General features: G+C 77.2%; 23 protein-coding genes. 11 read left to right on the top strand and 12 right to left on the bottom strand.

Features of this window, described 5'->3' with window-relative positions:
- The first annotated feature begins 26 nt into the window (after positions 1-26).
- Positions 27-668, top strand: a complete 642-nt coding sequence (locus BLS82_RS08450) for an acVLRF1 family peptidyl-tRNA hydrolase (RefSeq protein WP_218123731.1) — start codon at positions 27-29, stop codon at positions 666-668.
- Here the strand turns inward: BLS82_RS08450 and BLS82_RS08445 are convergent.
- Positions 649-1437: an aldo/keto reductase gene (locus tag BLS82_RS08445; RefSeq protein ID WP_218123730.1), complete on the bottom strand. Its 789-nt coding sequence runs from the start codon at positions 1435-1437 to the stop codon at positions 649-651. The genes BLS82_RS08450 and BLS82_RS08445 overlap by 20 nt on opposite strands.
- A 150-nt stretch (positions 1438-1587) precedes the next feature.
- Here BLS82_RS08445 and BLS82_RS08440 point away from each other — a divergent pair, with 150 nt between their 5' ends.
- The 3 genes from BLS82_RS08440 (at position 1588) to BLS82_RS08430 (ending at position 5546) form a co-directional block, all read left to right on the top strand.
- Positions 1588-3186: an ABC-F family ATP-binding cassette domain-containing protein gene (locus BLS82_RS08440; protein ID WP_092863977.1), complete on the top strand. Its 1599-nt coding sequence runs from the start codon at positions 1588-1590 to the stop codon at positions 3184-3186.
- 53 nt (positions 3187-3239) lie between these two features.
- Positions 3240-3539, top strand: coding sequence for a helix-turn-helix domain-containing protein (locus BLS82_RS08435; protein WP_255378219.1), 300 nt, complete (start codon positions 3240-3242; stop codon positions 3537-3539).
- Positions 3540-3602: 63 nt separating this feature from the next.
- The gene (locus tag BLS82_RS08430) at positions 3603-5546 is read left to right on the top strand and encodes an ABC transporter ATP-binding protein (RefSeq protein WP_092863974.1); all 1944 of its coding nucleotides are present in this window, start codon (positions 3603-3605) and stop codon (positions 5544-5546) included.
- A 49-nt stretch (positions 5547-5595) separates the two neighbouring features.
- On the opposite strand, the gene BLS82_RS08425 is transcribed toward BLS82_RS08430, so the two are convergent.
- The 3 genes from BLS82_RS08425 to BLS82_RS15705 form a co-directional block, all read right to left on the bottom strand.
- Positions 5596-6462, bottom strand: a complete 867-nt coding sequence (locus BLS82_RS08425; protein WP_176819004.1) for an SURF1 family cytochrome oxidase biogenesis protein — start codon at positions 6460-6462, stop codon at positions 5596-5598.
- A 45-nt stretch (positions 6463-6507) separates the two neighbouring features.
- On the bottom strand, positions 6508-6756 hold the full coding sequence (locus BLS82_RS08420) for a hypothetical protein (protein ID WP_092863968.1): 249 nt from the start codon (positions 6754-6756) through the stop codon (positions 6508-6510).
- A 263-nt stretch (positions 6757-7019) separates the two neighbouring features.
- On the bottom strand, positions 7020-7469 hold the full coding sequence (locus BLS82_RS15705) for a DUF3099 domain-containing protein (RefSeq protein WP_176819003.1): 450 nt from the start codon (positions 7467-7469) through the stop codon (positions 7020-7022).
- Between the two features lie 220 nt (positions 7470-7689).
- Here BLS82_RS15705 and fabG point away from each other — a divergent pair, with 220 nt between their 5' ends.
- Genes fabG through BLS82_RS08400 form a run of 3 tightly spaced genes read left to right on the top strand, consistent with a single transcriptional unit; the run spans position 7690 to position 9703 of the window.
- On the top strand, positions 7690-8409 hold the full coding sequence (gene fabG, locus BLS82_RS08410; protein WP_255378218.1) for a 3-oxoacyl-ACP reductase FabG: 720 nt from the start codon (positions 7690-7692) through the stop codon (positions 8407-8409).
- A complete protein-coding gene (gene fabI / locus BLS82_RS08405; protein WP_092863960.1) occupies positions 8409-9176 on the top strand; it encodes an enoyl-ACP reductase FabI in 768 nt (255 codons plus the stop codon). The genes fabG and fabI overlap by 1 nt, the downstream gene beginning before the upstream one ends.
- A gap of 14 nt (positions 9177-9190) precedes the next feature.
- A complete protein-coding gene (locus BLS82_RS08400) occupies positions 9191-9703 on the top strand; it encodes a SixA phosphatase family protein (RefSeq protein ID WP_176819002.1) in 513 nt (170 codons plus the stop codon).
- A 128-nt stretch (positions 9704-9831) separates the two neighbouring features.
- On the opposite strand, the gene BLS82_RS08395 is transcribed toward BLS82_RS08400, so the two are convergent.
- On the bottom strand, positions 9832-10821 hold the full coding sequence (locus BLS82_RS08395) for a quinone oxidoreductase family protein (RefSeq protein ID WP_092863954.1): 990 nt from the start codon (positions 10819-10821) through the stop codon (positions 9832-9834).
- A complete protein-coding gene (locus BLS82_RS08390; protein WP_092863951.1) occupies positions 10821-11888 on the bottom strand; it encodes a glutathione S-transferase family protein in 1068 nt (355 codons plus the stop codon). Before BLS82_RS08390 ends, BLS82_RS08395 begins: the two co-directional genes overlap by 1 nt.
- Positions 11889-12098: 210 nt before the next feature.
- On the opposite strand from BLS82_RS08390, the gene BLS82_RS08385 reads away from it, so the two are divergent.
- The gene (locus tag BLS82_RS08385; RefSeq protein WP_092863949.1) at positions 12099-13658 is read left to right on the top strand and encodes a UDP-N-acetylmuramoyl-L-alanyl-D-glutamate--2,6-diaminopimelate ligase; all 1560 of its coding nucleotides are present in this window, start codon (positions 12099-12101) and stop codon (positions 13656-13658) included.
- A gap of 52 nt (positions 13659-13710) precedes the next feature.
- Here BLS82_RS08385 and BLS82_RS08380 read toward each other — a convergent pair whose 3' ends face one another.
- The 5 genes from BLS82_RS08380 to glgC form a co-directional block, all read right to left on the bottom strand.
- On the bottom strand, positions 13711-14661 hold the full coding sequence (locus BLS82_RS08380; RefSeq protein WP_092863946.1) for an oxygenase MpaB family protein: 951 nt from the start codon (positions 14659-14661) through the stop codon (positions 13711-13713).
- A gap of 61 nt (positions 14662-14722) precedes the next feature.
- Complete coding sequence (gene serB, locus BLS82_RS08375) at positions 14723-15979, bottom strand: phosphoserine phosphatase SerB (protein WP_218123729.1); 1257 nt, start codon at positions 15977-15979, stop codon at positions 14723-14725.
- The gene (locus tag BLS82_RS08370; RefSeq protein WP_092863943.1) at positions 15976-16779 is read right to left on the bottom strand and encodes an LLM class F420-dependent oxidoreductase; all 804 of its coding nucleotides are present in this window, start codon (positions 16777-16779) and stop codon (positions 15976-15978) included. The genes serB and BLS82_RS08370 overlap by 4 nt, the downstream gene beginning before the upstream one ends.
- A gap of 49 nt (positions 16780-16828) precedes the next feature.
- Entirely contained in the window at positions 16829-17752 is a 924-nt protein-coding gene (locus BLS82_RS08365; protein WP_092863940.1) for a CAP domain-containing protein, read from the bottom strand.
- 175 nt (positions 17753-17927) lie between these two features.
- Positions 17928-19166 (bottom strand): glucose-1-phosphate adenylyltransferase, encoded by a 1239-nt coding sequence (gene glgC / locus BLS82_RS08360; RefSeq protein WP_092863937.1) that lies wholly within the window; start codon positions 19164-19166, stop codon positions 17928-17930.
- Positions 19167-19292: 126 nt separating this feature from the next.
- On the opposite strand from glgC, the gene glgA reads away from it, so the two are divergent.
- Positions 19293-20522 (top strand): glycogen synthase, encoded by a 1230-nt coding sequence (glgA, locus tag BLS82_RS08355; RefSeq protein WP_092865080.1) that lies wholly within the window; start codon positions 19293-19295, stop codon positions 20520-20522.
- Positions 20523-20538: 16 nt separating this feature from the next.
- Here the strand turns inward: glgA and BLS82_RS08350 are convergent, their stop codons facing one another.
- A complete protein-coding gene (locus tag BLS82_RS08350) occupies positions 20539-21372 on the bottom strand; it encodes a hypothetical protein (RefSeq protein WP_092863934.1) in 834 nt (277 codons plus the stop codon).
- 81 nt (positions 21373-21453) lie between these two features.
- Between BLS82_RS08350 and BLS82_RS08345 the strand changes: the two genes are divergently transcribed.
- Positions 21454-22239 carry an ABC transporter ATP-binding protein gene (locus tag BLS82_RS08345; protein ID WP_092863931.1) on the top strand — a complete coding sequence of 262 codons (786 nt, stop codon included), beginning with the start codon at positions 21454-21456 and terminating at the stop codon, positions 22237-22239.
- A gap of 67 nt (positions 22240-22306) precedes the next feature.
- Positions 22307-22798: an NfeD family protein gene (locus BLS82_RS08340; protein WP_092863928.1), complete on the top strand. Its 492-nt coding sequence runs from the start codon at positions 22307-22309 to the stop codon at positions 22796-22798.
- Positions 22799-22804: the final 6 nt, after the last annotated feature.

Below are 22804 nucleotides of genomic sequence, written 5' to 3'. Positions count from 1 at the left end.
GGCCGGCGACGCCCGCCTCGCGGCTGGTGGAGGTCTCCCCGGAGCGCCTCGCCGGCTGGGTGGAGCGGTTCAGCGCCGCCCACGGCGGCTGCGCCGCGGCGGTCGAGGCCGCGGCGGTCGAGGACGCGGTCGTGCGGCTGAGCGCGACCGACGGCGCCGTGGCGGTGCTGGAGGTCCCGCGACCCCCGCTGCCGCCGCCGGGCGAGGAGGGCCCCGTCGCGGCGCTCGCCCGCCACGCCGGCGCCTCGTGCACGGCGCTGCTGCTGCTGGTGCGCCGCGGCGGCGCCGCCGTCGGGCTGGCCCGCGACGGGGCCCTGCTCGACCACGCCTCGGCGAGCCGGTACGTGCAGTCCCGCACCGCGGCCGGCGGCTGGTCGCAGCAGCGCTACGCCCGCCGCCGCTCCGGGCAGGCCGGCGAGCTGGCGACGGCGGCCGCCGACGCGGCGGTGCGGGTGCTGCACCGGGCGCCGGGCGCTCCCCAGCTGCTCGTGCCGGGCGGCGACCGGCCGCTGCTGGCCGCCGTCCTGGAGGACCCGCGGCTGCGCAGCGCCGCCGCGCTGCCCCGGGCCCCCCTGATGGACGTGCGGGAGCCGCGCCTGCAGGTGCTCGCCGAGGCGGCGCAGCGGTGCCGCGCGGTGCGGGTGCGCGTCAGCGACGCACCCGGCTGAGGCCGTCGACGCGGGTGACCTCCTGCGCCGACAGCGAGAAGCCGAGGACGTCGGCGTTGGCCGCGATCCGCTCCGGCGAGGCGGACTTCGGGATCACCACGATCCCGTGCTCCAGGTGCCAGCGCAGCACCACCTGCTGCGGGGTGACCCCGTGCGCCGCGGCGACCTCGGCGAGCACCGGGTCGCCCAGGTCGGTGCTCTTGAACGGCGAGTAGCCCTCGACGACCACGCCGCGCTCGGCGCACTCGTGCAGGAACCGCGGGTCGTGCAGGGCTGGGCCCCAGCGCACCTGGTCCACCGCCGGCGCCTCGCCGGTGGCGGCGACCAGCTCGTCGACCTGGGCGGTGCTGTAGTTGCTCACGCCCACCGCGCGGGCCAGCCCCTGCTCGCGGGCGGCGAGGAACCGCTCCCAGGTGCTCGGCCGCGCCCGCCCGTCCGGCGGCCAGTGCACCAGCCACAGGTCCACGAAGGAGGTGCCCAGGGCGTCCAGGCTGGCCCGCAGCGTCTCCTCCTCCCGCCCGGCGCGCTGCGGCGGCAGCTTGGTGGTGACGAAGACCTCCTCGCGGGCCAGGCCGCTGTCGCGCAGCGCCCGCCCGACCTCGGCCTCGTTGCCGTACGTCGTCGCGGTGTCGATCGAGCGGTAGCCGGTCTCCAGGGCGGTGCGCACCGCCCGGTAGCCGGCCTCGCCGCTCAGCTGCCAGGTGCCGAGGCCGAGCAGGGGCATGGCGACGCCGCCGGGTAGCTGCGCGGCCGGGGTCGGGACGCTCATGGCACCCAGCGTGACCGGAGCGGCACCAGCCGGCACCCCGGGCGGGTCGTGCGGGTGCGGGAACAGCGCGGGGCCCTCGTGCGCTGAACCCCTCCGGCACGGACGGGGACGACGGGGTGGCGGGCCGCCGCCCGGTAGGATGATGACGACATGATCACGGCGACCGACGTGGAGCTGCGCGCCGGCGCCCGCCTCCTGGTGGAGGGCGCCACCTTCCGCGTCGGGCGCGGCGACCGGGTCGGCCTGGTGGGCCGCAACGGCGCCGGCAAGACCACCCTGACGAAGGTGCTCGCCGGCGAGGCCCAGCCGGCCGGCGGCACCGTGAGCAGCGACGGCCCGGTCGGCTACCTGCCGCAGGACCCGCGCAGCGGCGACCTGGGCCAGCTCGCCGCCGACCGCGTCCTGTCCGCGCGCGGCCTCGACGTCGTCGTGCGCAAGATGCGCGAGACCGAGCTGGAGATGGCCAGCGACGACCCGGCCGTGCGCGACGCCGCGATGGCGCGCTACCCGCGCCTGGAGGCCCGCTTCACCGCCGCCGGAGGCTACGCCGCCGAGAGCGAGGCCAGCCGCATCGCGAGCAACCTGAACCTGCCCGAGCGGGTGCTCGCCCAGCCGCTGCGCACCCTCTCCGGCGGCCAGCGCCGGCGCGTGGAGCTCGCGCGCATCCTCTTCTCCGACGCCGAGGTGCTGCTGCTGGACGAGCCCACCAACCACCTCGACGCCGACTCGATCGGGTGGCTGCGCGAGCACCTGCGCACCCACACCGGCGGCCTCGTCGTCATCAGCCACGACGTCGACCTGCTCGCCGCGGTGTGCACGCGCGTGCTGCACCTGGACGCCAACCGCGCCGCCCTCGACGTCTACAACGTCGGGTACCGCACCTACCTGCAGCAGCGCGCCACGGACGAGGAGCGGCGCCGGCGCGAGCGGGCGAACGCCGAGAAGAAGGCCGGGGCGCTGCTGGCGCAGGCGGACAAGATGCGGGCGAAGGCCACGAAGGCCGTCGCGGCGCAGAACATGGCCAAGCGCGCCGAGCGGATGCTCGCGGGCGTGGAGGGCGAGCGGCAGGCCGACCGCGTGGCCCGGCTGCGCTTCCCCGAGCCCGCCGCGTGCGGGCGCACGCCCCTGACGGCGGAGCGGATCAGCAAGTCCTACGGCTCGCTGGAGATCTTCGCCGGGGTCGACCTCGCGATCGACCGCGGGAGCAAGGTCGTCGTCCTCGGCCTCAACGGCGCCGGGAAGACGACGCTGCTGCGCCTGCTGGCGGGCCTGGAGACCCCCGACACCGGGGCGGTGCAGCCCGGGCACGGGCTCCGGCTGGGCTACTACGCGCAGGAGCACGAGACCCTCGACGTCGGCCGCACGGTGCTGGAGAACATGCGCAGCGCCGCCCCGGACCTCGACGACACCGGCGTGCGCAGCGTGCTCGGCTCCTTCCTCTTCGTCGGGGACGACGTGCACAAGCCGGCCGGGGTGCTCTCGGGCGGGGAGAAGACGCGCCTGGCGCTGGCGATGCTCGTCGTCTCCGCGGCCAACGTGCTGCTGCTCGACGAGCCGACGAACAACCTCGACCCCGCCTCGCGGGCGGAGGTGCTCGACGCGCTGCGCCGCTACTCGGGCGCCGTCGTCCTCGTCACGCACGACGAGGGCGCGGTGCACGCGCTCGAGCCCGAGCGCGTCGTCCTCCTGCCCGACGGCCAGGAGGACCTGTGGACCCCCGAGTACGCGGAGCTGGTCTCCCTCGCCTGAGCCCCGCCGCGGCGGCCGCTCGACCGACACCGGCCCGGCGGCGGGCGGCGGCCATGATCGGTCGAGTGGCCGTCCGGCGGCGACGAGCACACCATGGGCTCGTCCGGATCTGGTCGAGGGGGAGGCAGGGAGGGGTCGTGGCCGAGATCAAGAAGGGCGCGCGGATCACCGGCGGGGAGCGGAGCACGCTCGCCGAGGACCTGAAGGCGAAGTACGCACAGGGCGCGAGCATCCGCGCCCTCGCCGCGGAGACGGGCCGCAGCTACGGGTTCGTGCACCGCATCCTGAGCGAGAGCGACGTCTCGCTCCGCAGCCGCGGGGGAGCCACCCGCGGCGAGCGCAAGGCCAGCTGAGGCGCCGGAGAGCGGCGCCCGGACCGGCGCCGCTGGATCCCGGCGCGCCAGCAGGGGAGAGCCATGTCGATGTCCGGCATGTCGGCCGGGGGCGGCTGGCACGCGATGCGCTCGTTCCGCCAGGACGGCAGCGTCACCGAGCACCGGCTCGCCCCCGGCACCCTGCGGCGCGTCCTCGCCCTGGGCCGCCCCTACCGGCGCCAGCTGACCGCGTTCCTCGCCCTGGTCGTGCTGGACGCGGCCCTCGTCGTGGCCGTGCCGCTGCTGCTGCAGCGCCTGGTCGACCGGGGCGTCATCCCGGGGGACCGCGCGCTCGTCGTCGCTCTCGCGCTGCTCGTGGCCCTCGTAGCGATCGGGCAGGCCGTCCTCGCCCTGGTGCAGCGCTATCTGTCCGCGCGCATCGGCGAGGGCCTGATCTTCGACCTGCGCTCGGCGGTGTTCGACCACGTCCAGCGCCAGCCCCTCGCCTTCTTCACCCGCAGCCAGACCGGCTCCCTCGTCACGCGCCTGAACAGCGACGTCATCGGCGCCCAGCAGGCGTTCACCTCGACCCTGTCGGGCGTCGTCTCCAACGTCGTCTCGCTCGTGGCGGTGGTCACGGCGATGCTCCTGCTCTCCTGGCAGGTGACGCTGCTCGCCCTCGCCATGACCCCGCTGTTCGTGCTGCCCGCCCGGCGCGTCGGCCGCCGCCTGGCGGCGCTCAGCCGCGAGAGCATGCAGCTGGGCGCCGAGCTGGGCAACCGGATGACCGAGCGGTTCAACGTCTCCGGCGCGCTGCTCGTGAAGCTCTACGGCGACCCGGCCACCGAGTCCGCGGAGTACCGCGACCGCGCCGGTCGGGTGCGCGACATCGGCGTGCGCACCGCGATGAGCAGCCGCTTCTTCTTCATCGGCCTGACCGCGCTGGCGTCCCTGGCGACCGCCATGGTCTACGGCGTCGGCGGCCTGCTCGCCATCGACGGCGCCATCACGGTGGGCACCCTGCTGGCGCTGGCGGCGCTGCTGGGTCGCCTCTACGGGCCCGTGACGGGCCTGAGCAACGTGCAGGTCGACGTCATGACGGCGCTGGTCTCCTTCGAGCGCGTCTTCGAGGTCCTGGACCTGCAGCCCGGCGTCCAGGACCGCCCCGGCGCCCGGGACCTGCCGCCGGGCCCGCTCTCGGTGGAGCTGGACGACGTCGTCTTCGCCTACCCGGACCCGGCCACGACCACGCTGGAGTCGCTCGAGGAGCACGCCGGGGACCGCGGCGTGCCGGTGCGGGACGAGCCGGTGCTGCGCGGGGTGAGCCTGCGCGCCGAGCCCGGGCAGGTCGTGGCGCTGGTCGGCCCCAGCGGCGCCGGCAAGACGACGATCACCTCGCTGGTGGCGCGCCTGTACGACGTGACCACCGGCGCCGTGCGCCTCGGCGGGGTGGACGCGCGCGACGTGCGCCAGCGCGACCTGCACCGCCGCGTCGGCGTGGTCTCGCAGGACGCGCACCTGTTCCACGACACCGTGCGCGCGAACCTGCTCTACGCGCGCCCCGGCGCCTCCGACGAGGAGCTGTGGCGGGCGCTGCGGGCGGCGCAGGCCGAGGACGTCGTCGCGGGCCTGCCCGCGGGCCTGGACACCGTCGTCGGCGACCGCGGGCACCGGCTCTCCGGCGGGGAGAAGCAGCGGGTGGCGCTCGCGCGGCTGCTGCTGCAGGCGCCGTCCGTGGTGGTGCTCGACGAGGCGACGGCCCACCTGGACTCCGAGTTCGAGGCCGCCGTCCAGCGCGCCCTGGACGTGGCGCTGAGCGGGCGCACGAGCATCGTCATCGCCCACCGGCTGTCCACCGTGCGCGCGGCCGACCTGATCTGCGTCGTGGACGGCGGGCGCATCGTCGAGCGCGGGCGGCACGCGCAGCTGCTGGCCGCGGGCGGGCTCTACGCCGACCTGCACGCGACCCAGTTCGCCGGCCAGGACGACGCGTCCGCGCCCGGCGGGCCGCAGCGGGCGGGCGACCAGCTCGCCGGCCAGGCCTGAGCGCTCCGCGCCCGCCGGGCCTCAGGGCGCGCGCGGTCGCCGGCCGCGCTCACTCCCTCCGGGAGGCGGCGGCGTCGAGGAGGGCGTCCTCGTGCTCCTCGTCGGAGGGGCGGCGCGCCCGCGCCGGGCGCGGCGACGGGCGCGGCTCCTGCGGGTCGGCCGCGGAGCGGCGCAGCTGGACGCCGAAGAAGACCCAGGCGCCCGCGGCGAAGACGAACCACTGCACGGTGTACGCCAGGTGCGGGCCGCTGTCCCGGCTGGGCGCCGCCGCCGGTGCGGGCGCCTGCGCCGGCGGCGGGTCCTCGCGGACCAGGACGCCGTACGCCCCGGTCACCAGGCCCTCCGCCGCCGCGGCGGGGCCGGCGGCGGCGGCGGCCTCCAGCTCGGTGCGCACCGACCCGGCGAGGTCGATGCGCTGCACCTGCCCGGCCGGCGCGCTGCGGTCGTCCGCGGGCTCGGGCGGGCGCAGGCGGGCGAGCACCGAGACCTGCCCGGACGGCGGCGCCGGCACCTGCGAGGGCGCCTCGCCCGTGGGGCCGGCCGGGATCCAGCCGCGGTCGACGAGCAGGGCGGTGCCGTCGTCGAGGCGCAGGGGCACGAGGACCAGGTAGCCGTAGCGCTCGGCGCCGGGCAGCGGCCGGTTGCGCACGAGCACCGTCGCCTCGGGCTGGTACTGCCCGCGCACGAGCACGGGCGTCCACTCCTCGTCGGCGGCCAGGCGGTCGTCCGGGCCGGCCAGGACCTGCCGCAGGGCGACGGGGTCGCCGGCGTAGTTGGCCTGCACGCGCGCGATGCGCGCCAGGCGCTCCTCGCGGCGGTCCCACTGCCACAGCCCCAGCAGGACGCACGCCGCGGAGACCGCGGCGGTCAGGGCGAGGGCGCGCAGCCACTGCGGCCGGTGCAGGAGGGCGAGCACGCTACGACGCAGGGCCGCTGCCGGCGGCCCCCGCGGCGGAGGTGCTCAGCTGGCCGAGCGCTGCGGCACGGGCTGCTCGCCCGCGACCGCGGCCTCGGTCTCGCGCAGGAAGCCCCGCACGTCGAGGTGCTCGCTCAGGCCCGCCACGTGCTGCTCGCAGGCCAGCCAGGTCTTGCGGCGGTCCGGGGTGTGCAGCCGCGGGTTGTTCCACCGCAGCAGCCAGGAGGCCCGGCCGTGGCAGCCGCGAGCGCTGCAGACGAGGTCGGACGGGGGCTCGTGACGCTCGAGCGGCATGGGGAGGAGTGTGCTCCAGCCGCGGGTGCCGCGTCACCCCCGCACCGGCGTGGCCCGCGGCGGCGCGCCTCCCGCTCGTCCTCCGGACGCAGGACGCCGGGCGGCGGGGGCCGCCCGGCGTCGGGGCGCCCGGCCCGACGGGGGAGACGGACCGTGCGCGACCACTATGCAGACAACGGCTGTTTCCTGCAAGGATCAACGACCGCCGGCGCGTCGACGGCGCCCCGCACGGCCCACGGTGCGCGGTCATCGTGAGGAGCGGGTCACCGAGGGTGTCCGCCGCTGCGCACCCGCGCCACCGCGCGGCCGGGCACGACCTGGCCGTCGACGAGGATCGGCTCGACGACCACGGTCTCCGGAGCAGCGCCCGCGGGCGTCGCGGCCGGAGGGGCGGCGGTGGGCGCGGGGGCCGGCTGCGCGCCGAGCCCGGGGCGGTCGGCGCGGCCGATGAGGGTGTCGGGCACGGCCGGCGCCTGCTCGCGGCCGGCGTTGGCGATCAGCACGGCGATGTACGGCAGCACCACGGCGGCCGTGAGGAAGAGCCACTGCAGCCAGCCGGAGACGACGAACGCGAGGACGAAGCAGGCGGTGCGGATCGCCATGGAGACGGCGTACTTGACCATCCGCTCGCGCATCTCGTCGCCGTGCGCCCGCCGGGCGCCGGTGATGGAGTACACCTCGGGCTCAGGACGCCGTGCCGGCTGTCGTGCCACCCCCCAACGGTACGTCCGAACGGCCGACCGGGCCCGCCTGGGGACCATGAGGATCATCACGGCCGGTGTGTCGCCGCGACGGGAACACCGGCGCTGTGGTACGGCGACGCCGCCGCGCGCGGGCCCGGGCCCTGCTGTGGTGGCGCGCCGGTCGGCACTCGGTAGCGTCTCGGGTCGGCGTGGCCGGCGCAGGGCCGGGACGGGCGGGCGAGGAGGGCCGGTGGCAGGAGGACGCAGCGTGCTGGTGACGGGGGGCAACCGCGGCATCGGGCGGGCGATCGCGCAGGCGTTCGCCGCCGCCGGTGACCGGGTGACCGCCACCTACCGCTCCGGAGGCGGCGAGGGCGTGCCCGAGGGCGCCCTGCCCGTGCGCTGCGAGGTCACGGACCCCGCCAGCGTGGACGCCGCCTTCGCCGAGGCCGAGGCCGAGCACGGGCCCGTGGAGGTGCTCGTCGCCAACGCCGGCGTCACGCGCGACCAGCTCGTGCTGCGCATGTCGGACGAGGACTTCGAGGCCGTGGTCGACACCAACCTCACCGGCGCCTTCCGGTGCGTGCGGCGGGCGGCGAAGGGCATGGTGCGGCTGCGGCGGGGCCGGGTGGTGCTGATCTCCAGCGTGGTGGGCCTGTACGGCGGCCAGGGGCAGGTCAACTACGCGGCGAGCAAGGCCGGGCTCGTGGGGCTGGCGCGCTCGCTGACGCGCGAGGTCGGCGTCCGCGGCATCACCGCCAACGTCGTGGCGCCCGGCTTCATCGAGACCGACATGACGGCCGCCCTGCCCGAGGAGCGGCAGCGGGCCTACCTCGGCGCCGTCCCGGCGGGGCGGTTCGGCACGGCGGAGGAGGTCGCCCAGGTCGTGCGCTTCCTCGCCGGCCCGGACGCGGGGTACATCTCCGGGGCTGTCGTCCCGGTCGACGGTGGATTGGGGATGGGGCACTGATGGGACTGCTCGACGACAAGCGCCTGCTGGTCACGGGGGTGCTCACGGACACCTCCATGGCCTTCCACGTGGCGCGCCTGGCGCAGGAGGAGGGCGCCACCGTGGTGCTGTCCTCCTTCGGCCGCCAGATGAGGATCACCCAGGCGATCGCCAGGCGGCTGCCGCGGCCGGCGCCCGTCGTGCAGCTGGACGTCTCCAGCGAGGAGGACCTCGCGGCCCTCGCCGGGGCCGTCGGCGAGCACGTCGACGGCCTCGACGGCGTGGTGCACTCCATCGGCTTCGCCCCGCAGACGACGATGGGCGACAACTTCCTCAACGCCCCGTGGTCGGACGTCGCGGTCGCGCTGCAGGTCTCCGCGTACTCCCTGCAGAGCCTCACCGTCGCCTGCCAGCCCCTGCTGCAGGAGGGCGCCGGCGTCGTCGGCCTCACCTTCGACGCCTCCCTCGCCTGGCCGGTGTACGGCTGGATGGGCGTGGCCAAGGCCGCCTTCGAGTCGTGCAGCCGCTACCTGGCGCGCGAGCTGGGCCCGCGGGGCATCCGGTGCAACCTCGTCGCCGCCGGGCCGGTGCGCACCACCGCCGCCAAGGCCATCCCCGGCTTCGAGGCCTTCGAGACCACCTGGGACCAGCGCGCCCCGCTGCACTGGGACGTCAAGGACCCGGTGCCCCCGGCGAAGGCGTGCGTGGCGCTGCTGTCGGACTGGTTCCCCAAGACCACCGGGGAGATCGTGCACGTCGACGGCGGCGTGCACGCCGTCGGCGCCTGAGCGGCAGCGCCGGGGTGGCGGCGGAGGGTCGGCGGATCGTCCTGGTCCGCCACGCGCACGCCGAGCCGCCGCGGGCGGGCAGCGACGACGTCCACCGGGAGCTGACCGACCGCGGCCGGCAGCAGGCCGCGGCGACCGCCGCGTGGCTGGGCGGGCGCGGCGTGCGCCCCGACGCGGTGCTGTGCTCGGTGGCCGTGCGCGCGCGGCAGACGTGGGACGCGCTCGCGCCGCAGGTGCCGGCGGCTGCCGTGCGGTACGAGGAGGACCTGTACGGCGCCTCCGCGCCGGCGCTGGTGCACCGGCTCGCCGAGCTCGAGGACGGCGTCGGCACGGTGCTCGTCGTCGGGCACGAGCCCACCACCTCGAGCGCGGCGGGAGCGCTGGCCGGCGACGGCTCGGACGGCACGGCGCTCGCCCGGGTGCGGGCCGGCGTCCCGACCGCGGGCGCCGTGGTGCTGCGCGCGCCCGGCGCGTGGTCCGACCTGGCCGGCGGCACCTGCGTCCTGGAGGCGCTGCACGCCCCCTGACCCCGTGGTGGTCGATCGCGTGGTGGTCGCGCGCGCTCCGCTCAGCCCCTGCGGTGATCGTGCAGGTCCGGTACGACTCCGGCACACCGGACGTGCACGGTCACCGCAGCACCACTGCCGGGGCGGGGTCAGGCGCGGGGGAGGAGCAGCAGCTTGCCCGTCGTCCGGCGGCCCTGGAGGTCCTCGTGGGCGCGGGCGGCGTCCGCGAGGGGGTAGCGGCCGCCGATGCGCACCCGCAGGTCCCCGGCGGTGACGGCGCCGAGGACCTCCGAGGCGCGCCAGCGCCGCTCCTCGGCGTCCGCGGCGTAGTGCGCGAGCGTGGGCCGGGTGACGAAGAGCGACCCGCCGGCGTTCAGGCGCTGCAGGTCGACGGGCGGCACCTGCCCGGAGGACCCGCCGAAGAGCACGAGCATCCCGCGCCGGCGCAGGCTGGCCAGCGACGCGTCGAAGGTGTCCCTGCCCACCCCGTCGTAGACGACGTGGACGCCGGCGCCGCCGGTGCGGTCGCGCACGGCGGCGGGCAGGTCGGTGCCCAGGTCGCCGAGCTCGGTGTACCGGATCACCTCCGCGGCGCCGGCCTCGCGCGCGAGCGCCTCCTTTCCGGCCGTGGACACCGTGCCGATCACGCGCCCGCCTCGGGCGGTGGCCAGCTGGGTGACGAGCAGGCCCGTGCCGCCGGCGGCGGCGTGCACGAGGACGTCCTGGCCCGCCTGCACCGGGAAGGTCGACGCGGTCAGGTAGTGCGCCGTCATCCCCTGCAGCAGGACGGCGGCGGCCGTCTCGTCGTCCACGCCGTCGGGCACCGGCAGGGCGACCTCGGCGCGCACGAGCACCCGTTCGGCGTAGGACCCGGGCGCCTCCACCCACGCCACGCGGTCCCCGACCCCGACGCCGCTCACGCCGTCCCCGACGGCCGCCACGGTGCCGGCGCCCTCGCTCCCGGGCACGTGAGGGAACTCCATCGGGTAGACGCCGCTGCGCCGGTAGGTGTCGATGAAGTTCACGCCCGCGGCCGCGACGTCCACGAGCAGCTCGCCGGGCCCGGGCTGCGGATCGGGCAGCTCGGTGGCGCGCAGGACCTCCGGACCGCCGGCCCGCGCCGCCTCGACGGCGCGCATCAGGCCCCCGCGCCGGACGGCTGGACGTCGCCCGCGGCGGTGTGCTCGTGCGGGACGACCTCGTCGGGGCGCGGGGGCGGCGGCGGGGTGCCGTCGCCGAAGGGGCGCCCGCCGAGCGCCTCGCGCCCGTGCGGGGTCAGCCAGCCGGACAGGTCCGGGCCCTTCGGCACGATGCCGGTGGGGTTGACGTCCTTGTGCACGACGTAGTAGTGCCGCTTGATCTCCGCGAAGTCGATCGTGTCGCCGAAGCCGGGGGTCTGGTACAGGTCGCGGGCGTAGCCCCACAGCGCCGGCATCTGCGACAGCGTGTTCCGGTTGCACTTGAAGTGCCCGTGGTAGACGGGGTCGAAGCGGGCCAGGGTGGTGAACAGGCGCACGTCGGCCTCGGTGATGGTGTCGCCGACGAGGTAGCGCTGGCCGGACAGCCGCTCCTCGAGCCGGTCCAGCGCCGTGAAGAGCCGGTCGTAGGCGCGGTCGTACGCCTTCTGCGAGCCGGCGAAGCCGCACCGGTAGACCCCGTTGTTGACCTCGGTGAACACGCGCCTGGAGACCTCGTCGATCTCGTCGCGCAGCCGCTCGGGGTAGAGCTGCGGGGCGCCCTCGCGGTGGTGCGCGGTCCACTCCGTGGACAGGTCGAGCGTGATCTGCGGGTAGTCGTTGGTGACCACCTGCTTCGTCGTCACGTCGACGACCGCCGGGACGGTGATGCCGCGCGGGTAGTCCGGGAAGCGCGCGAAGTAGGCCTCCTGCAGGCGCTCGTAGCCGAGCACCGGGTCGCGGCCGCCGGGGGAGAGGTCGAAGGTCCAGCTGCGCTCGTCGTGCGTGGGCCCGCAGAAGGCGATCGAGATCGCGTCCTCGAGGCCGAGGAGGCGCCGCACGATGATCGAGCGGTTCGCCCACGGGCAGGCGCGGGCGACGACGAGGCGGTAGCGGCCGGGCTCGACCGGGTAGCCGTCGCGGCCGTCGGCCGTGATGCGGGTGCCGATGTAGTTCGTGTCCCGCGTGAACTCCTTGCCGGGGGAGGTGTAGACCCCGGGCTTGACGTGCTCTTCCTGCGCGGTGCTCATGGGGGACCTCGTGGTGTCGGTGCGCGGTGATCGGTCGCTCACGACCCTATGCGCGAGCGCGGCCCCCGGCACGGCCAGCGCCCGCGCTCCCCGGGTGGTGCCGCGCGGTCCGGTCGCGCACGATGCAGCCCTACCGCACCACCGGCCTCCCGGCCGGTGGACGCCGCTGCAGCGGTGCGCCGAGGAGGCCCACATGGCAGGCGCTCCAGCATGACGGCCCTGGAGTCCGGCCCGGGGCCGAGCGGCCGCGTGCCGCCGTCCGCCGACCCCTGGCGGCCCGTGCACCACCGGCCCAAGCGGCTCGCCGAGGTGGCTCGCGCCCTCGGCTGCCGGATCGAGGGGCCGATCGGCGCCGAGGCGGCGGACGCCGTCGTGACCGGGACCAGCCAGGACTCGCGCGCCGTCCTGCCCGGCGACCTCTACGCCGCCCTGCCGGGCGCCCGGGTGCACGGCGCCCGCTTCGTGCCCGAGGCCCTGGCCCGCGGGGCCGTCGCCGTCCTCGGCGACCGCGCCGTGCCCGGCGCCGCCACCCTGGTGGTCCGCGACCCCCGCGCGGTGCTCGGCCCGCTGTCCTCCTGGGTCTACGACCACCCCTCGCAGTCGCTCGACGTGTACGGGGTGACCGGCACCAACGGCAAGACGAGCACCACCCACCTGCTCGAGGCGGGGCTGGCCGCTGCCGGACGCCGTCCCGGCATCGTCGGCGGCGTGGTCACCCGCGGCCCGCAGGGCACCCGCCCCAGCCGGCGGACGACGCCCGAGGCCGACGAGCTGCACGCGTCGCTGGCCAGCCTGCGCGAGCGGGGCAGCAGGGCCGCGGCCGTGGAGGTCTCCAGCCACGGCCTGGTGCAGCACCGCGTCGACGGCGTCCGCTTCGCCGCCGCGGTCTTCACCAACCTCGGCCGCGACCACCTGGACTTCCACGGCGACCTGGAGAGCTACTTCGCCGCCAAGGCCGCCCTCTTCGAGCCCGAGCGCTGCGCCCTGGCCGTCGTCGGCACCGGCGACGAGCACGGTCGCCGCCTGGCCCGATCGGTGCGCACCCCCGTGGTCACCTTCGGGTGCGGCGCCGGTCCGCGCGCCCGCGCCGACTGGTGGGCCTGCGACGTGGCCGCGAGCGCGGAGGGCACCGCCTTCCGGCTGCGCGGTCCGGGCGTCGACGTGCCGGTGCGGATGCGCCTGCTCGGCGCCCACCAGGTGGACAACGCCGTCGGCGCCGTCGCCGCGCTCGCCTCGACGGGCGTGGACGTCGACGCCGCCGTCGCGGGGATCGAGGGGCTCGGCGGCGTCCCCGGCCGGCTGGAGCGGGTCGAGGCCGGCCAGCCGTTCCTCGCGCTCGTGGACTACGCGCACAACCCCGCCGGCCAGCGCCGCGTGCTGCCGTACCTGCGGTCCCTGGCGCGCGGGCGGCTGATCGTCGTCCTGGGCGCCACCGGTGGGCGCGACCCCGGCAAGCGCGCACCCCTGGGCCGCACCGCCGGCGTCCACGCCGACACCGTCGTGGTCACGGACGAGAGCCCGCACGGGGAGGACCCGGCGGCGCTGCGGGACGACGTCGCCGCCGGCGCGCGCAGCGCCGGCCGGGCCGAGGTGCTCGTCGAGCCCGACCGCGAGCGGGCGATCGCCCTCGCCGTCTCCCGGGCCCGGCCCGGCGACGTCCTCGTGGTCGCCGGGCGCGGTGCCGACCAGGACCTGGTCGCGGCGGGGCGCACCCGCCGCTTCGACGACCGGACGGCGCTGCACGACGCGCTGCGCCGACGCGCGGCCTGAGCGGCCGGCCCGAGCGCTCGGCCTGAGCGCACGGCCTGAGCGCACAGCCGGCTCAGCCGGGACCGGCGGCCTGCTCCTCCAGCGCCCAGGCAGGGGCCGGGCCCAGGCCGAGCCGCCACCGGGCCGCCTCCTCGGAGGGGCTGTGCGGGCCCAGGACGAGCGAGAGCCCCCGCAGCTGGGCGCGCACCAGCGCCAGCCGCGCGCGGCTGGCGCTGGTGCCGCCGCGGCCGGGCACGTCGGCCAGCGGCGCCAGCGCCGGGCAGAGCAGCAGCTGCGCCGCGTCCGCGATCCCGCGGTAGAACAGCCGCTCGGCGGGGCCCAGGCCCGGTGGCGCCGACAGGAACGCGCGGACCTGCTCCGGCACCGGCTCCAGCTGCGGGCCGTGCGCGGCGAGCGCCTCGACCAGCTCGCTCCTGGTCCCGGGCAGGTCGCGGGCGCCCAGCGCCGCGGCGCTGCGCGCCCACTGCGCCACGTACGCGTCGGGCCAGCGGCGGCCGAAGCGCGGCGCCAGGTCCCGCCCGACCCCCTCCTGGGCGGCGAGGAAGGCGTCGGTGAAGGCCAGGTGCACCCAGCGCAGCAGGTGCGGGTCCGATGCCGAGTACGCGCGACCGGCGGGGTCGACGCCCCGCACCACCACGTGCCTGGCCCGCACCCGGGCCGCCTCGCGCTCCGCGAGCTCCGCCGAGCCGAAGGTGCTGACCACGAGCCAGCGGGCCGTGCCGGCCAGCCGCCGCCACGGGTCCTCCACGTAGTCGGAGTGCCCCTGCACCCCGGCCAGGGCCAGCGGGTGGGTCGCCTGCCCCAGCAGGGCCGCGACCCCGCCGACGAGGGTCGACAGGTCGCCGTGCACCCGCCAGACGACGCCGTCCGGCTCGAACCAGCCCGGCCCGCGCCCGACGCGGGCGATGTCGCGCACCCACGCCGGGGCGCCCGTCGGGTCCCCGGACACCCGGGCGCGGAAGCGGGACCGCGCCGTCTCGGAGGCGGCGGTGAGGAGGTGCACGGCCCCAGCCTCGCAGCCGCGCCCAGCGGGCGCCGCGGGGCGGGCCCGAGCCCCGGGGGGCTCAGGCGGGCGGGGCGTCCTCGCCGGCCTCGGCGAGGCCCTCCTCGACCTCCTCGCGGGTGATCCCCAGCAGGTACAGCACGCTGTCGAGGTAGGGCGTCGTCAGCGCCACCTCGGCCTGCTCGCGCACCACCGGCTTGGCGTTGAACGCGACCCCCAGCCCGGCCGCGGCGAGCATGTCGAGGTCGTTCGCGCCGTCCCCGACCGCGACGGTGCGCGAGAGCGGCAGGCCCTCGGCGGCGGCGAACTCCCGCAGGGCCACCGCCTTCGCGGCGCGGTCGACGACCGGCCCGAGCACGCGCCCGGTCAGGCGGCCGTCGACGACCTCCAGGCGGTTGGCGCGCACGTGCGCGATGCCCAGGGAGGCCGCCAGGGGCTGGACCACCTCGGCGAAGCCGCCGGAGACCAGGGCGAGGGTGAAGCCGAGCCGGTGCAGCACCCGGCACAGCGTGCGGGCGCCGGGCGTCAGCTGCACGGCGTCGCGCACCCGCTCCAGCACGGCGGCGTCCAGGCCCGCCAGCGCCGCGACCCGCTCGTGCAGGGAGGCCGCGAAGTCGAGCTCGCCGCGCATCGCGCGCTCGGTGACGGCGGCCACCTCCGCCTCGCGCCCGGCGTGGGCGGCCAGCAGCTCGATCACCTCGTGCCGGATCAGGGTGGAGTCGACGTCCATGACCACCAGCCGGCGCCCGTGCCGGGCCAGGCCGGCGGGGGAGACCGCGACGTCCACGCCCTGGACGGCGGCCTCGGCCGCCAGCACGCGGCGCAGCGCCTCCGGCTCGGCGCCGGAGACGTCGAGCTGCAGGCTCGTGACGGGCTCTCGCGACAGGCGGCGGATGCGGTCGATGTTCGCCCCCGTGCCGGCGACGGCCCCGGCCACCGCCGCCACCGCGGCGGCGCTCAGCGGCCGCGCCAGCAGCGTCACGTGCACCCGCCCGCCGCGCCGCCGCTCCTCCGCGGCCCCCGGGGAGGAGACGAGCGCGAGGCCGAGGTCGTCCGCGACGGCCCGCACCCCCGCGGCCGTGGCGGCGCCGTCGTCCCCGGGCGTGGTGAGCAGGGCGAGGGTCAGGTGCCCGCGCACGACCAGCTGCTCGACGTCGAGGACCTCCACGCCGCGGGTGGCGAGGGTCGCGAGCACCGCCGCGGTCAGGCCGGGGCGGTCCGCGCCCGTCAGGTGCAGCAGCAGCGTCGGCGAGGCGGACGGCGAGGCGGACGGCGGCGCTGCCGGCGGCGCGGGAGGGCTCGGCGACGGTGCGCTCACCCGCGGTTCTTCTCGTCGCGCCAGGCCAGCCACTCGCGCAGGGCCCCCAGGTCGTAGTCCGGACCGGAGACGCCGACGGTGAAGAGGGTGACGCCGAGGTCGTGCAGCGCCTCGCCGTCCGTGGCGGGGTCGCCCTCGACGCCGACGGAGCGCTCCACCTCGCCCGGGTCGCGACCGACCTCGCGGCACCGCTCGTCGAGGACGGCGCTCTTGCGCGCGACCGTCTCGACGTCCCCGAAGCCGTGCCAGACGTCCGCGTGCCGCGCCACCAGCGGCAGCGTCTTGCGCTCGCCCGCGCCGCCGACGAGCACCGGGACGTTGCGGGTCGGCGGCGGGTTCAGCCGCGCCCAGCGGGCCTTGATGCGCGGCAGGGCCTCGCCGAGCGCGTCGATGCGCCGGCCCGCGGTGCCGAACTCGTAGCCGTACTCGTCGTAGTCGCGCTCGAACCAGCCGGCGCCGATGCCGAGGACCAGCCGCCCGCCGCTGACGTGGTCCACCGTGCGGGCCATGTCGGCCAGCAGGTCGGGGTTGCGGTAGCTGTTGCACGTCACCAGGGCGCCGATCTCGACGCGCTCGGTGGCCTCCGCCCAGGCGCCCAGCATCGTCCAGCACTCGAAGTGCAGGCCGCCCGGCTCGCCGTAGAGGGGGAAGAAGTGGTCCCAGTTGAAGACCACGTCGACGCCCGCCTCCTCCGCGGCGGCGACCGCCCGCCGGATCGCGGGGTAGTCGGCGTGCTGGGGCTGCACCTGCAGGCCGATCCGGACCGGGCGCTGGGAGACCTGGCTGCTCTGCTCGCTCACCCTGAGCAGCCTAGGCGCGCCCACCCAGGGCCACCCCGTCGTGCTGCGGTCAGCGCAGCCAGTCGCGCAGCCGCGACCACCACCCGGTGTGCTGCGGCTCGCTGCGCTGGCTGTGCCAGTCCTCGTGCGCCCACCCGCCGTCCTGCGCGGCCGGGGCTGCCGCCGGTGCCGCCGTCCTGGTCCGCGAGGAGGTCCTCCGGGCGGGTGCGGTCGTCGTGCTCGGAGCGGAGGCCGTCGCGCTCGGAGCCGGCGCGGTCGTGGTGCTCGGCGCGGACGTCGTCGCGCTCGGCGCGGGCGCCGTCGCCGTCGGAGCGGTCGCGGTCGCCGTCGCCGTCGGCGCGCTCGGAGCCGTGGCCGTCGTCGGGGCCGGCGCGCTCGGAGCAGTGGCCGTCGTCGTCGGCGTGGTCGGGACGGCCGGCGGCGCGGGAGCCGTGGCCGTCGGGGCCGGCGCGGTCGCCGCGGGCGCGGGGCAGTCCAGGACCGGCCAGCTGGCGGGCGCGGTGCCGAAGTCCTCGCTGTTGAAGACCACGCCCCTGCTGTCGTGCCAGACGCCGATGCCGACGGTGGTGAACGCGGGGTCGAGGATGTTCGCCCGGTGCCCCGGGGAGGCGAGGTACGCGGTGTGGATCGCGTCGATGCCGCGCGAGTTCAGGGCCACGTTCTCGCCGAGCTTCGTCCACCCGGCGGGCACGGCGGCCTTCAGGGCCGCCATGTCGTGCCACAGGCGCCCCTGGGCCGCCATCTCCTGCGCGTGCCGGCGCGCGTAGCCGGTCAGGTCCGCCTGCAGGCCCTTCAGGGGCGCGAGCCCGTGCTGGGCGCGGGTGGCGTTGATGTTCGCCAGGTCGCGGCACTCCTCCGCCTGGGTCGCGGCGGACTGCGGCGCGGTCGGGGCCGCGGCCTGGGCCGGCCCGGCGAGCAGCAGGGGAGCGGTGAGAGCGGCGGCCGCGGCGGCGGCCGAGGACGTGCGGTGCATGGGGGCCCTCCGGGGCGGGAGCGGTCGTCCCGGAGGGCTGTCGTCGCACGTCGCCGCGGGCCGCTCCGGAGGGAGCGGTGCGGTGGGCGGTGCTCCCACCGGCGACGTTACGTGCCGACCCGTGCACCCTGCGTGGTTTTGCGGAGATCGGGCGGGACCGCCCGGGCGCCCCGGCTCAGACCGGGACGGTCTGGCCCTTGCCGATCACGACGACGCCGGAGTCGGTCACCGTCAGGCCGCGGCGGCGGTCCTCCTCCGGGTCCATGCCGATGCGCGCCCCGCGCGGGACCACGACGTTCTTGTCGAGGATGGCCCGGCGCACCACGGCGTGCCGGTGCACCTCCACGCCGTCCATGAGCACCGAGTCGCTGACCGACGCCCACGAGTGCACCCGCACCTGCGGAGCGAGCACGGAGTTCTCCACGATGCCGCCGGAGACGACCACGCCCGGGCCGACGACGGCGTTCACCGCGTGCCCGATGCGCCCCTGCCAGCCGTGCACGAACTTCGCCGGCGGCAGCGGCGGCTGCTGCGTGTAGATCGGCCAGTCGTAGTTGTAGAGGTTGAACTCCGGGACGACGGAGATCAGGTCCATGTGGGCGTCGTAGTAGGAGTCCAGGGTCCCGACGTCGCGCCAGTAGCTGCGGTCGCTCTCGGTGGAGCCGGGGACGTCGTTGTCCTTGAAGTCGTAGACGCCGGCCTGCTGCTCCTCCACGAACCACGGGACGATGTCGCCGCCCATGTCGTGGCGGGAGCCCTCGAGCTCCGCGTCCTGGGTCACCGCGTCGACCAGGGCGGCGGCGTCGAAGACGTAGTTGCCCATCGAGGCCAGCACCTCGCCGGGGGAGTCGGTCAGGCCCTGCGCGTCCTTCGGCTTCTCCAGGAACGCCGAGATCCGCCGCGGGTCGGCCGGGTCGGTGGCGATGACGCCGAACTGGTCGGCCAGGGAGATCGGCTGGCGGATGGCCGCGACGGTGCACGGCAGCCCGCTCTCGACGTGGCGGGCCACCATCTGCGAGAAGTCCATGCGGTACACGTGGTCGGCGCCGACCACCACGACGATGTCGGGCCGCTCGTCGTTGATGAGGTTCAGGCTCTGGTAGATCGCGTCCGCGCTGCCGAGGTACCAGCGCGGCCCCAGCCGCTGCTGCGCAGGCACGGGCGTGACGTAGTTGCCGAGCATGGTCGACATGCGCCAGGTGACGGTGACGTGCCGGTCGAGGCTGTGCGACTTGTACTGCGTGAGCACGACGATCTTGCGGTAGTCGGAGTTGACGAGGTTGCTCAGCGCGAAGTCGACCAGGCGGTACGTGCCGCCGAACGGCACGGCGGGCTTGGCCCGGTCCGCCGTCAGCGGCATCAGCCGCTTGCCTTCCCCACCGGCCAGGACGATGGCCATCACCTTCGGTGCCATGGGCGCACCCTAGGCCCGCGCCGCACGCACCACCACGGGTGATCGCCACGGGTGATCGCCACGGCGGCCCGGACGCCGCCGGGCGACGGCTACCGCCCCGCCGCGCCGCGCCGCTACGGTGCCCGGGTGCGCGTCGACGTCCTGACCAAGGAGTACCCGCCGGACGTGTACGGGGGCGCCGGCGTCCACGTCGCGGAGCTCGTGCGCGTGCTGCGGCGCCTGCCGGCCGGCCCCGGCGGGGACGCCCTGGACGTGCGGGTGCGCTGCTTCGGCGCGGAGCGGGACGAGCCGGGCACGACCGGCTACCCCGAGCCGGGAGACCTCGCGGGCGCCAACGCCGCCCTGCGCACCCTGGGGGTGGACCTGCGGATCGCCGCGGACGCCGCGGGCGCGGACCTGCTGCACTCGCACACCTGGTACGCCAACCTCGCCGGGCACCTCGGCGGGCTGCTGCACGGGGTGCCCCACGTGCTCACCGCCCACAGCCTGGAGCCGCTGCGCCCGTGGAAGGCCGAGCAGCTCGGCGGCGGCTACGCGCTGTCGTCCTGGGCCGAGCGCACCGCCTACCTGGAGGCCGCCGCGGTCGTGGCGGTCAGCGCGGGCATGCGCCAGGACATCCTCAAGGCCTACCCGGACGTCGACCCGGGCCGCGTGCACGTGGTGCACAACGGCATCGACGCCGACGCGTGGGTGCGCGACGACAGCGAGGAGGCGCGCGCGCACGTGCGCGAGCTCGGGATCGACCCGGAGCGGCCGAGCGTGGTCTTCGTCGGGCGGATCACCCGCCAGAAGGGCCTGCCGCACCTGCTGCGCGCCGCCGCGCAGCTGCCGCCGCAGGTGCAGCTCGTGCTGTGCGCGGGCGCGCCGGACACCGAGGAGATCGCCGCCGAGGTCGCCGGGCTGGTGGCGGACCTGCAGGCGCAGCGCTCCGGCGTGCTCATGATCGACCGGATGCTGCCGCGCCCGGAGCTGTGCCGGGTGCTCTCGGCGGCCACCGCCTTCGTCTGCCCCTCGGTGTACGAGCCGCTCGGCATCGTCAACCTCGAGGCCATGGCCTGCGGGGCCGCGGTGGTCGGCACGGCCACCGGTGGCATCCCCGAGGTCGTCGCGGACGGCGAGACCGGCTGGCTGGTGCCCATCGAGCAGGTGGACGACGGCACCGGCACGCCCGAGGACCCGGCCCGCTACGAGGCGGACCTGGCCCGCGTGCTCACCGCCGCCACCGCGGACGCCGCGGAGGCCCGGCGCCGCGGGGAGGCCGGGCGCCGGCGCGCGGTGGAGCACTTCGCGTGGGAGGCCATCGCCGAGCGCACCGCCCGGGTGTACCGGGCCGCGCTGGAGGCCCCGCGCCCCTGACGCCCCTGAGCGCGAGTCAGCGCGGCTCAGCGCGCGGGCTCGCGCGCGCGGCGTTGACCGCGACCGCCAGCGCCCGCCGCGCCACCGCGTCGACGTCGCGCAGGGAGCGGGCCCGCGCGACGGCCTCGTACCCGCTCACGGCCGCGCCGTCGTCCTCGACCGCGAGCGCGACGACGGCGCGCACCCGGGCCGCGGACGCCGCCACGCGCGCCGCCCGCCCGTCGGTGCCCGGGGGCAGCGCGTCGCGGGGCAGCCCGCCGTCGCGCACGGCGGCGACGCGGTCGGCGGCGTCCTCGCGCCAGCGCGCGACGTCGAGGTCGGCCAGGGCGCGCGTCGCCTCCGCGAGCGCGGTGCGCAGGGAGCGCTCGGCGTCCGCGAGCGAGGTGGCCTCCGGGGCGCGCGGCGGCGCGGTGGCGGCCAGGTGCCACGTCACGCGCGTGCCGGGCTCGAGCACCGAGCCGAAGCCCTCCACGGCCGGCACGGCCCCCAGGTGCCCCGGCCCGGCGTGCAGCAGCACCTCCCCGTCGACGAGGACGGCCTCGCCGGCCTCCAGGGCGTCGGCGTTGAACGCCGCGGGCCCGGGCAGGCCGGACGGGTCGCCCGGCGCGGGCAGCACCACCCGCAGGCCGCGGGCGCCGGCCCGCTCCAGGGCGGTCAGCAGGTCGGGGACGTCGAGCACGGCGGCGAAGGGGCCCCCGACGCCGTCCAGGCCGGCGTCGGCGCCGCCGCCGACCGCGTGCGGCTCGTCGTCGCGGACGACGGCGCGCACGGCGTCGGCGGCGCGGGCGCGCCCGTCGAGGACGGCGCTGCCCCAGGCGGCCAGCCGGGCGGAGCGGGGCAGGTCGAGCACGCGCCCAGGGTAGGCGGGCGGCGCCGTCGGCGGCGGGCGTCCTCCCGGGGCGGGCGCGTCGGCCCCACTAGGGTGCGGCGCATGGCAGAGGTGCTCGCGCTCGCTGGCGTCACGGTCGAGCGGGGCGGGTCCCGGCTGCTGGACGGCGTCGACTGGACGGTGCAGGACGACGAGCGCTGGGTGGTCCTCGGCCCCAACGGCGCGGGCAAGACCACGCTGCTGCAGGTGGCGGCGACGCGCATCCACCCCACCCGCGGCACCGCGCGGGTGCTGGGCGAGCGCCTGGGGGCCGTCGACGTCTTCGAGCTGCGGCCGCGGATCGGGCTGGCGAGCGCGGCGGTCGCCGAGCAGGTGCCCCGCTCCGAGCGGGTCCTCGACGTCGTGCTGACCGCCTCCTACGGCGTGGTCGGGCGCTGGCGCGAGACCTACGACGCCGCGGACCGGGCCCGCGCGGGCGCGCTGCTGTCGGTCATGGGCGCCGGCCGCCTCGGCGCGCGCACCTTCGGCACCCTCAGCGAGGGGGAGCGCAAGCGGGTCCTCGTCGCGCGGGCCCTCATGAGCGACCCCGAGCTGCTGCTGCTCGACGAGCCGGCCGCCGGCCTCGACCTCGGCGGCCGCGAGGACCTCGTGCGCCGCCTGGGGCGCATCGCCGCCGACCCCGCCTCCCCGTGCGCGGTGCTCGTCACCCACCACGTCGAGGAGATCCCGCCGGGCGTCACCCACGCGCTGCTGCTGCGCCGCGGGCGCGTGGTGGCGGCCGGGCCGGTCGCCGAGGCGATGACGGCGGCGACCCTGGGCGAGGCGTTCGACGTCCCGCTGGTGCTCGAGCGCTCCGGCCAGCGCTGGACGGCGCGCGCGGCGGGGTGAGCCGCACCCGGGGCACGGGCCCGGAGGGCCCTGGTCGCCGTCGGTGGTGCCGCCTAGGGTGGTGATCATGTCGTGGCACTGGTGGGTCGTCGCGGCCTTCGTGCTGGGCGGTCTGGAGGTCTTCACGCTCGACCTCGTCTTCGGCACCCTCGTCGTCGCGGCGCTGGCGGGGGCGGTGGCCTCCGCGGCGGGCCTGGGCTTTCCCGGCCAGGCCCTCGTCGTCGCCGCCACCGCGGTGCTGATGCTCGCCGTGGTCCGGCCCCTGCTGGTGCGCCGGCTGAAGGTCGAGGGCGCCCTGGTGCCCTCCGGCACCGCCGCCCACGTCGGGCGCCCGGCCCGGGTGCTCGCCGAGGTCACCGAGCTGGGCGGCCGCGTGAAGCTGGCGGGGGAGGAGTGGTCGGCCCGCAGCGCCGCGCCGGGCCGGGCCTTCGCCGCCGGCGAGCCCGTGCGGGTGGTCGCCATCGACGGCGCCACCGCCGTGGTCGACGCCCCGCCGGCCGCTCCGCCGGGCGGGTCGTCAGGCGCCCCGCCCGCCGCCTCGACCCCTCCCGAGCCCTGAGGAGCC

This window comes from Quadrisphaera sp. DSM 44207 (genome assembly GCF_900101335.1).
Lineage (GTDB): Bacteria > Actinomycetota > Actinomycetes > Actinomycetales > Quadrisphaeraceae > DSM-44207.
This window is presented reverse-complemented; position numbering and strand designations above follow the sequence as displayed.

Bases quoted from the DNA above. Each gene is read 5' to 3' on its own strand.
- BLS82_RS08445 (WP_218123730.1), bottom strand. From the start codon at position 1,437: ATGAGCGTCCCGACCCCGGCCGCGCAGCTACCCGGCGGCGTCGCCATG.
- BLS82_RS08440 (WP_092863977.1), top strand. From the start codon at position 1,588: ATGATCACGGCGACCGACGTGGAGCTGCGCGCCGGCGCCCGCCTCCTG.
- BLS82_RS08435 (WP_255378219.1), top strand. From the start codon at position 3,240: ATGATCGGTCGAGTGGCCGTCCGGCGGCGACGAGCACACCATGGGCTC.
- BLS82_RS08430 (WP_092863974.1), top strand. From the start codon at position 3,603: ATGTCGATGTCCGGCATGTCGGCCGGGGGCGGCTGGCACGCGATGCGC.
- BLS82_RS08420 (WP_092863968.1), bottom strand. From the start codon at position 6,756: ATGCCGCTCGAGCGTCACGAGCCCCCGTCCGACCTCGTCTGCAGCGCT.
- fabI (WP_092863960.1), top strand. From the start codon at position 8,409: ATGGGACTGCTCGACGACAAGCGCCTGCTGGTCACGGGGGTGCTCACG.
- BLS82_RS08395 (WP_092863954.1), bottom strand. From the start codon at position 10,821: ATGCGCGCCGTCGAGGCGGCGCGGGCCGGCGGTCCGGAGGTCCTGCGC.
- BLS82_RS08390 (WP_092863951.1), bottom strand. From the start codon at position 11,888: ATGAGCACCGCGCAGGAAGAGCACGTCAAGCCCGGGGTCTACACCTCC.
- BLS82_RS08385 (WP_092863949.1), top strand. From the start codon at position 12,099: ATGACGGCCCTGGAGTCCGGCCCGGGGCCGAGCGGCCGCGTGCCGCCG.
- BLS82_RS08365 (WP_092863940.1), bottom strand. From the start codon at position 17,752: ATGCACCGCACGTCCTCGGCCGCCGCCGCGGCCGCCGCTCTCACCGCT.
- glgC (WP_092863937.1), bottom strand. From the start codon at position 19,166: ATGGCACCGAAGGTGATGGCCATCGTCCTGGCCGGTGGGGAAGGCAAG.
- BLS82_RS08345 (WP_092863931.1), top strand. From the start codon at position 21,454: ATGGCAGAGGTGCTCGCGCTCGCTGGCGTCACGGTCGAGCGGGGCGGG.
- BLS82_RS08340 (WP_092863928.1), top strand. From the start codon at position 22,307: ATGTCGTGGCACTGGTGGGTCGTCGCGGCCTTCGTGCTGGGCGGTCTG.